Origin of the sequence: Mesorhizobium sp. M2A.F.Ca.ET.037.01.1.1 (assembly GCF_003998075.1) — a bacterium.
In the GTDB taxonomy this organism is placed as follows: Bacteria; Pseudomonadota; Alphaproteobacteria; order Rhizobiales; family Rhizobiaceae; genus Mesorhizobium.
Window position 1 is genome coordinate 1 of sequence record NZ_RZSA01000172.1, and the last position, 8841, is coordinate 8841.

Consider the following 8841-nt stretch of genomic DNA (forward strand, 5'->3'; position numbering starts at 1 on the left):
ATCATTGGCTGTGGGCGGCTCGGCTCAGCCATCGCGCGCCTCGCAGTGGGGGCCGGCATGGTGGCGGTTGTCAGCAACAAAGGAGGAAGGTCAACCCTTCAAGATTTTGCAAGGGAACTCGGGGACCTAGCCGTCGCCGCTAGCGTGACCGAGGCGGCGCAAGAAGAAATCGTCGTGCTCGCCGTACCATGGTCCCAGCTTGCCGTGGCGCTACTGGAAGTGCCCGATTGGGACGGCAGGATCGTGATCGATGCAACGAACCCCGACATGCCTACCGCCGCACTCCCCGATTTCCTGGCCAGGAACTCCAGCGAGATTGTATCCCACCTCGTCCCGGGCGCACGACTGGTAAAGGCCTTCAACACGCTGCCGCCTCAGTTGCTGCTGATGTCCCCGGAGGCGGCGACTGGACGGCGTGTCATCTTCTTTTCTGGCGACCATGCGCGTGCCAAGGCGGTGATCGGCAGGATGATCGCGCATCTGGGCCTGGCCGGCATCGATCTCGGCCGACTCTCCGAAGGCGGCAGGTTACAGCAGTTTCCCTCGGGTGCTCTTGTCGGTCTCAATCTCATCAGTATCGGCCCGTCGACTGTCTTCTAGCCGCGTGAGCAGCTGTGCGGCTTCGACGAGATCGACCGTCTCGAATCCCTCCGTGAATTTTGCCCGCAACTCAGACAGGAACGCGTGCGCCACAGCGATCCTGCCCTGTTCCGCCAAAAGACGCGCCAGGCTGATGCCCGTGCGGAGCTCCCAGGCAAGCGCCCCTTGCCGCCGGGCCCAGTCCAGGGAAAGTAGAAAAGTCTCCTCGGCCGCATCGGGTGCCCGTCGTGCGGCCAAAAACTCGCCTTTGACGCGCAGCAACTCCGGAAAATACCAAACGTCCCCCGAGCGTTCGGCGAGTGCGAGTGCATGCTCGATCACTGTCGCCGCATCATCAGCCCGGCCCGCAGCGGCGAGACCCTGCGCCAGGGCGGCCCGAAGCGACGCGTAGTGAGCGTGAAAGGCCGCTTTCGGGAGCTCGGTGAGAGCCACCTCCAATAAACGCGAACCAGCTTCAGGATCGCCGTCGCGGATCATGATCTCGCCCCGGTAGGCTCGAATCCAGACGCCGTAGCTGACTTGCCGCGCTACCGCACCCTGCAGCAAGGCCAGCAGCCTATCGGCGGAAGGCCTGTCGCCCGCCAGGAGCGCGACCCGGCAACCCGACAATGCGGTCGCATGAAATATCGAAGGATCGTGGGCAAGGTTTTGTGCCAGTTGCGCACTGGTCTCGACTATTTTCATTGCCTGCTCGGGCAAACCCTGAAGCCAAAGCGTCAGAGACAATGCCGAATAGGCCGTGACCCGTTGATCGAATTGGAAGCGGATCAGGTGCGAACGATCGGACGGAGCCACATATGAGCGAAGGACCTGTTCCATCGTGCTGCGAGCGGCCTGCAGTTCTCCCTGAGCCCAGAGGACCGTTCCAATGATCCGATCGCCCACGACGGGATCGGCAACATCCGACGACAGCGCCGCGACGTCCCTGAACTTGCGCGCCGCCTCGAGGGCCCTAGCCTGGCTCTCGCCGGTGTGATGGCCAATCCAGGTGCCCCATAGTGCACGGAGCTGATAGTCGATGTCGCCGATCCGCTCAGCGATTTGGAGCGTCGCTGACCAGGCCAGTTCCGATTCCGGTCCCGGCCCCTTGGTAAGGGTCGAGGCCGCCGCAAATGCTGCGAAGAGCTGCATCTCGCGCTTGCCTCCGCGAGCGACATCGGGACTCAAGACTGAGAGAGCGCGTTCGACGCGAGTTCGGCATTCCTCGAGGAGGGTCAGGCGAGTCCACAGCGGAACGGCGTTGGCAGTGAGCGCCACGCCGACATCACCGTCGCCATCAGGCGATAGAGCCCAATCAATGGCAACGTGGACGTTGTCGATGCAGCTGCTGTACTCGGCCATCCACTCGGCTAGCGGCCTGCTGAAAAACTCGGAATGCGCCCGATCAAGAAGCGCGGCGTAGTAGGATGCGTGGCGACGCGCCGAGGCGGAGCTTTCGCCTGCCTCGGTCAACTTCTCGCGAGCGTAGCTTCGAGTCGATTCTAGCAACCTGTATTGGGTCACCGTACCGCTGGTGTCGGCTGCCACCAGCGACTTCGATACCAGGCCTGCAATCACAGCCGCCGTATCGGACGAGGAATGGTCGCTGCCGGCCGCAACGGCAACCGCCGGCGTCATCGTCACGGCTCCGACGAAGACCGACAGACGCCTCAGGACGGTTTGCTCGCTTTCCGACAGCAGTTCATAGCTCCAATCAAAAGTTGCGCTCAAGGTCTGCTGACGCGGTAGCGCCGTTCGCCTGCCGCGGTTCAGCACGCGAAATCGTTCGTCTAACAAAGATGCAAGTTCTCGCATGCCAAATGCATCGACTCGGCCAGCCGCGAGCTCGATAGCAAGCGGAATTCCGTCGAGGCGACGACATATGTCGGCGGCAAATGGCACCGTCGAATCATCGAGTTCGAAATCGCTTCGCGTCGCCTTCGCACGATCGACAAAGAGTTGCGTGGCCGGAAAGCTGAGCGCCTCGGCCGTCGTGAGGCCTTCCAGCCGGGTCGGGAACTCGAGCGACGGCAATCGTGCCACGGTCTCGCCGAGAGCGCGAAGGGGCTCGCGGCTCGTGGCCAGGACGCTGACTTGTGACGTGTTTTGGGTGATCCGTTCTGCCAGTTCAGCCGCCGCGTCGATAAGATGCTCACAATTATCGAGCACGATCAGCATGTGTTTATTCTGGAGGAACTCGAGAAGCTCGGGGGTCGCGTCTTTGGAGCGGACCGGCTTGCCCAGTGCCGTGGCGAGCGCAGTAGGGACGAGTCGTGGGTCAACCAAGCGCGCAAGTTCGACAATATATGCCCCATCGGAGTAACGCGTCGCGACAGATTCCGTGACAGCCAGTGCGACGGACGTCTTCCCCATTCCTCCCGGACCGACCACGCTGACAAGGCGCCGTTCGCACAAAAGGGCGTTCAGCGAGGCCACGAAGTCGTCACGGCCGAAGATGCGAATTCCGGCGACCACTTTCCCGTCGCTTCGCGGTCGTGCGGCGGCGTCTATTTGGCGAGGCACCGGCTCTCCGGTTGTTGCGACTGGCGCGACGAAGCGATAGCCACGGCCGGGAATGGTGGCGATGTACCGGTTATCGCCTTCGCCGTCGCCAAGCGCTTTACGCAGGGCAGCGACATGGACCCTGAGACTACTCTCCTCGACAGCCGTGTTGGGCCAAACGATATCGAACAGCTCCCTCTTGCTGACGACTTCGCCAGCTCGTTCGGCCATCGCGACAAGGATCCCCAAGGCGCGGCTACCAATCCGCACAGGTTGAGCCCCGCGTACCAGCAGCTCCCGCGCAGGAAGCAAGTAAAAGGGGCCAAATGACAGCGTCCTGCGATCTGAATCAGTGCCCAAGCGACTGCGCCTCGCGCTTCGACAGTCGTGCCGCAAGGTACAACCGCGACTGTCATTGCTAGTAACACTTTCAAATGAGCGCGTTTAGGCGTCGTGTGCAAGCCACTCGATCAGCAACGACGTCCTGAGAAGGGGGCCCTACGTCCCTTGCTCAACTCGACGCGAGCATCGTCCGGGTCGATGTTCGATCGTGCATTTGCTAGGTCACGCGGTGTGCCGTTCGCATTTGCCACTGGCGCCGAAGCGATCGCCGCCGATCTGGCGGATGTCGCGAAGCTATAAAAACCGATCCCCGTGCGCGACATGGTGAGGCTGTGGGCCGCGTGCAGGGTCGAAATGTTCACTTTGCGAAGTGGATCTGGCGCCGTGTGAGGCCGGGTGACCGAGTTCAGAGACGCCTGTGAATGTCTGCTATAGGGCGCAAAACGGCCATCCTTGGCTGTGTAACAAACTGGGCAACGGGCGACAAAAAAAATTCCAACAGTCTCAACCAGTTAGGTGGTTATTCGAAAGATGCTCTCTCCGCCAGCTATTTTCCTAATAAACCAATTATTTCACGAACTTAGATATTCATGAAGTGTAGTCCACCGGGCCGTTGAACAACGTCCGAGCCTCACCGCATCCGACATCCCTGCCAAGTCTGATGGCAGCATACACCGCGGCCAGGGCGATCAGAAATCTAAGCATGCACTCGTTCCCCCGGTTTCGCGCGAGAGGGACCGCCAACCGTGCCGGTTGGTTCCGGCGTGGCCTGAAAAAGGGGAAACCCGCGCCCCTCGGCGAGGACGCGGGCCGGTGTTTCCACCATTCTGCGACCGCTTGAGGGGGACAGTCGCAGACCTTCTCAACATGGCAAACTGCAGCTTGTTCCGAGTTGCAACAAGAAAACCCGCCAACCAACGTCGAGGCCCGGGCTCATGATCGCGCCACGCACGCGCTCACATACAGTGGCAAACCCTCACAAGGAAAAACACGCCCACTCCGTAAGGGATGACAAGAAGTCCGAGGGCAATCCAATAACCCGGCTGCGCCATTGCCGCGAAATCTGAGAGAAGCTGTTTCATCGCCACCGAACGGAAGGTGATCATCATTGTTCCAAGGGGCAGCGGTCGGAGGGGCATTTCGCCTGCGATTTTTGGGGGCAAGGGAACATGTTCTTGAACTTTCAGTTCGAGACACGATCAAGAAGCAGTGGAGATGTTTGGTGGCTCCTCTAACGCCAGAGCAGGTAATGGCCGCCCGAACCTTGTTGAACTGGCCGCGGGTGCGGCTTGGGGCAAAATGCGACTTGAGCGAAGCGAGCATTCGCGAATTCGAGCGCGGAGGTCGGGTGCCCTCGGCGGAAAAACTGCTTGCCATGCGCCAGGTATTGCAGGCCGCCGGCGTCGCGTTCTTTGGACAGGACAGCTCCGGCAAGCCTGTCGTGCGCTTGCACACTTCGAAAGCTCCGCACGCCACCAATCTCGCCGGGGGCGAAGCCGGGATAATCGGCAACAGCGAAATGTGACCACACAGGTCAAGGAAGCTGCGCCAGTTCTTCGCGTGACAAACTGCGGTTGTTCGGCAGAAGGGGCGCAGGCGGACTGCCCAGATGACGCGACAATGCCTCGACTGTTGGGGTATAGCATTCCCTGAGCGATGCCAGTCGCCCCAAGCCATTCGGTTTTGGGGTTCCGTAGCCTGCCCTTGCCGCACGTTCCAGAACCTGCTGCAGCACCTCTCTATCGGTTGTTGGGCGGTCGATGTCGAGCCGAAGCAGCTTGCTCAGCTCGTCTGCAAGGTGGGTGCCTTCCTCACGCAGCAGAACAGCCTTGCCGCGCAGTTTGGGCTCATCGATCGCCTCGATGACGGCAGCAAGGTCCAACAACGCCGCGAGAGTGGCAGGCCACCCCGCACCAGTTTCCAAAGACCGGAAATAGATCAGGAATGGGTGCGATGCATGGCTCTGCAGCACCTCTGCGCACCAATCTCTGCCCTTTACGAGCACCTGTTCCAGCTCATCCTTGCAACCGAGTGAAGCATAGCGCTCCAGCAGCGCCACCGCGGACGGCGGATCGCCTGACGCTGTGGTGATCTTGAGGATGCCGGAGTCACGCCTGCCGATGCTGGTCTGCACCTGAAGCAGGTAGGTGACGGCCATCGTCATGACCGACAGACCGCAGAATCCCGCCGCGATGTTGACCCAACGGGCAGGACCGGTCGCGTCCGTCTCGCTCAGGCCAACCGTCACCAGGCTGCTTCCGGCAACGAACACCGACTGGGAGAAGGTCGGCACCGCGGGCCGGTACCAACCGCTCAGAGCAGCCACCATCAGCCCGAAACCGAAAATGAGAAGCAGCATCCAGCCGGTGAAGGACGCTACCAGCACGAAAGGCGCGAACGCCGCCGGAATGGCGGCGCCGGCCTTGCGCGTATGGCGCAGCCCGAACAAGCCGGCGAACACCATCCGGCTTGCGAGACGCAGGGACGCCCGGCTCTCGCCCGGCACAACGACGGTGTCAAAGACATCGCGAAGCGTGAACCAGACCACAAGGGCTCCGACGACGAATTGCAGGATATCGACGAACATCTCCTGTAACGCCCAGACCGGACTTGTGTTCAGAAACCCTGGCCTCCTGCTGCATCGGACTCGCAGGGAAGCCGAAGGGGGTAAAGCTCTCCGAGCCGCCGATCGATCATCTCGGCCCCGGAGCCGGCAAGATCGCAAACCGGCGACAGTTACAAACGGGCGTGCGTATCAAACAGCGTGATGGGACGAAGCGATCTGCTGCGGATTCGGCGCCGTCCGATCCTCTTCCGATCCGGCAGCCTCGGCCAGCAAACCTCGCCGGTGCAACCCTTCGCGATGTTCGAGGAACAAAGCAGCCGATTGCCAGTTCAGTAACATCAACAAGCGTTTTCTGATCATGTCTCATCGTCGGTTCTTGCCACTAGCTCTGGGCCTGCTTGTCTTGGCGTTTAGCTCGATGCAGCAAGGCACTGCTCGGGCCCAGGCGCCCTGCCCGGCCGATCACGACAAGCTGCTCTCGGCCTTGAAGGCCAATGTCAAGGCGAGCGGCGGCCCCGCGAATGGCGGCTTCGAGACCAATGAATGGGCAGCGATCGTAGCTCGCGACGGCACCGTCTGCGCGGTCGCCTTCAGTGGACCCACGGTTGATGCGCAGTGGCCGGGCAGCCGGTTAATCGCGGCCGAGAAAGCGAACACGGCCAATGGGCTTAGCCTTGCGAACATGGCGCTTTCGACAGCCAACCTCTTTGCCGGGGTGCAGCCCGGTGGGCCGCTGTTCGGCCTGCAGGCGACCAACCCCGTCAACGAAGCAGCGGCTTACGCAGGCGACCCCAAGACGTTTGGCAGCGCCAGTGACCCGCTGATCGGCAAGCCGATCGGAGGCGTCGTCGTGTTTGGCGGGGGCCTGGCACTTTACGACGGCAAAACAATTGTCGGCGGCCTCGGTGTCAGTGGCGATTCCTCCTGCGCCGATCACAATATCGCCTGGCGCGTGCGCGCAGCCCTTGGCTTCGACAAGGTCCCGGCGGGCGTCAATCCCAACCGAAAGGACGCCATCATCTACGATCTCGATCCCGGCGGGAAAAGCGCCTCCGGCTGGGGGCATCCGCTTTGTGCCGGCCACGAGGCCGACATCGCGGCGGAAATCGGTTCCGGCGTCGGAGGTTCGACGCCCAAATGAAGCAAGCGCACCCAGCACGATCCAGGGATCACGCCTCACTGGCCGGCTACCCGTCGGCACTCCGAAGATATTCTCCAAGCATCTTTCCGACCCTGCTGCTGGCCTGCGCTACGTTGCTGATGGCCGCTTCACAGCCTCCGCCAGCACCGGCGATTTCTCCGCCTGCCGCGGCCGCGCCGCCCGATGACGGGCAATGGACGATGCCGGCCAAGAACTACGCCTCGACGCGCTTTAGCGAGCTCGCGGAAATCAACGAAGGCAACGTCAAGAACCTGCAGGTCGCCTTCACCTTCTCGACCGGAGTGAACAAGGGCCAGGAAGCGGCGCCGCTGGTCGTCGGCAACACGATGTATATCGTCACGCCCTTTCCGAACATCGTCTACGCGCTCGACCTCTCCAAGCCCGGCGCGCCGATAAAATGGAAATACGAGCCCAACCCCGAGCCGGCCGCGCAAGGGGTCGCGTGCTGCGACGTCGTCAACCGCGGCGCAGCCTTCGCGGACGGGCGCGTCTTCTTCAACACGCTGGACGGCCACACCATCGCGCTCGACGCGAACAGCGGCCAGCCGATCTGGAACGCTCATATCGGCAACATCAATATCGGCGAGACCATCACCATGGCGCCGCTCGTGGTGAAAGGCAAAGTGCTGGTCGGCAATTCCGGTGGCGAGATGGGCGTGCGCGGCTGGGTCAAGGCGCTCGACGCCGGCGACGGTCATGTCGTGTGGACGGCTTACAATACCGGGCCCGACAAGGACGTGCTGATCGGCCCGGACTTCAAGCCGCATTACGACATGGACAAGGGCAAGGACCTTGGCGTCACGACATGGCCGCCGGAGGCGTGGAAGATCGGCGGCGGCAACATGTGGGGCTGGATTTCCTACGATCCCGACCTCAACCTGATCTTCCACGGCACCGGTAATCCCGGCCCGTGGAATCCCGACCTGCGGCCTGGCGACAACAAATGGACATCGGGAATCTTCGCGCGCGACCCCGACACCGGAGCGGCGAAATGGTTCTATCAATGGACCCCGCACGATCTCCACGATTATGACGGCATCAATGAGCAGGTCCTGCTCGACATGAACTGGCAGGGCAAGCCGCGCAAGGTGCTGGTCCGCCCGGAACGCAACGGCTATCTCTACGTGCTTGATCGCGCCACCGGCGAGGTCCTGTCTGCAAAACCTTATGGCCCCGTCAATTCCAGCAAGGGCGTCGATCTCAAGACTGGCAGATTGATGGAAAATCCGGACAAGCTGACGGGTACCGGCAAGGTCATCCGCGACATCTGTCCGACCGCCTCGGGCCTCAAGGACTGGCAGCCTTCGGCCTTTTCGCCGAGGACCGGCCTGCTCTACATCCCGCACAACAATCTGTGCATGGACGAAGAAGGCGTCGAGGTGAACTACATCGCCGGCACGCCTTATGTCGGAATGAACGTGCGCATGATTCCCGGGCCGGGCGGCAACCGCGGCGCCTTCACCGCCTGGGATATCGCCGCCGAGAAACCAGCCTGGAGCCTCAAGGAGAATTTCCCGGTGTGGAGCGGTGCGGTCGTGACCGCTGGCGACGTGGTTTTCTATGGGACGATGGAAGGCTGGTTCAAGGCGGTGAGCGCCAAGACCGGCGACCTGCTCTGGCAGTTCAAGACCTCGTCCGGCATCATCGGTCAACCCATCACCTATCGTGGCCCGGATGGCCACCAATATGT

Annotated in this window: 8 protein-coding genes; 4 read left to right on the forward strand and 4 right to left on the reverse strand. The window is 61.9% G+C overall.

Annotated elements, in window-relative coordinates; all coding sequences use genetic code 11:
- Positions 1-600, forward strand: a 600-nt coding sequence (locus EOA27_RS11280; RefSeq protein ID WP_245491066.1) for an NAD(P)-binding domain-containing protein, incomplete at its 5' end; no start/stop codon positions are given.
- On the opposite strand, the gene EOA27_RS11285 is transcribed toward EOA27_RS11280, so the two are convergent.
- Positions 529-3351, reverse strand: coding sequence for a winged helix-turn-helix domain-containing protein (locus tag EOA27_RS11285; protein WP_281059407.1), 2823 nt, complete (start codon positions 3349-3351; stop codon positions 529-531). The genes EOA27_RS11280 and EOA27_RS11285 overlap by 72 nt on opposite strands.
- Positions 3352-4379: 1028 nt before the next feature.
- Positions 4380-4532 (reverse strand): hypothetical protein, encoded by a 153-nt coding sequence (locus tag EOA27_RS40595; RefSeq protein ID WP_167507968.1) that lies wholly within the window; start codon positions 4530-4532, stop codon positions 4380-4382.
- A 140-nt stretch (positions 4533-4672) separates the two neighbouring features.
- Here EOA27_RS40595 and EOA27_RS11290 point away from each other — a divergent pair, with 140 nt between their 5' ends.
- Positions 4673-4948 (forward strand): helix-turn-helix transcriptional regulator, encoded by a 276-nt coding sequence (locus EOA27_RS11290; RefSeq protein WP_126081319.1) that lies wholly within the window; start codon positions 4673-4675, stop codon positions 4946-4948.
- Between the two features lie 9 nt (positions 4949-4957).
- Here the strand turns inward: EOA27_RS11290 and EOA27_RS11295 are convergent, their stop codons facing one another.
- Both EOA27_RS11295 and EOA27_RS40600 read right to left on the reverse strand, forming a co-directional pair.
- Positions 4958-6010, reverse strand: a complete 1053-nt coding sequence (locus EOA27_RS11295) for a hypothetical protein (RefSeq protein WP_126081318.1) — start codon at positions 6008-6010, stop codon at positions 4958-4960.
- Positions 6011-6178: 168 nt separating this feature from the next.
- Positions 6179-6349, reverse strand: coding sequence for a hypothetical protein (locus EOA27_RS40600; protein ID WP_189343073.1), 171 nt, complete (start codon positions 6347-6349; stop codon positions 6179-6181).
- Positions 6350-6407: 58 nt separating this feature from the next.
- Between EOA27_RS40600 and EOA27_RS11300 the strand changes: the two genes are divergently transcribed.
- Both EOA27_RS11300 and EOA27_RS11305 read left to right on the forward strand, forming a co-directional pair.
- Entirely contained in the window at positions 6408-7130 is a 723-nt protein-coding gene (locus EOA27_RS11300) for a heme-binding protein (RefSeq protein WP_126081317.1), read from the forward strand.
- Positions 7127-8841, forward strand: a 1715-nt coding sequence (locus EOA27_RS11305) for a methanol/ethanol family PQQ-dependent dehydrogenase (RefSeq protein ID WP_127256185.1), incomplete at its 3' end; no start/stop codon positions are given. The genes EOA27_RS11300 and EOA27_RS11305, both read left to right, overlap by 4 nt.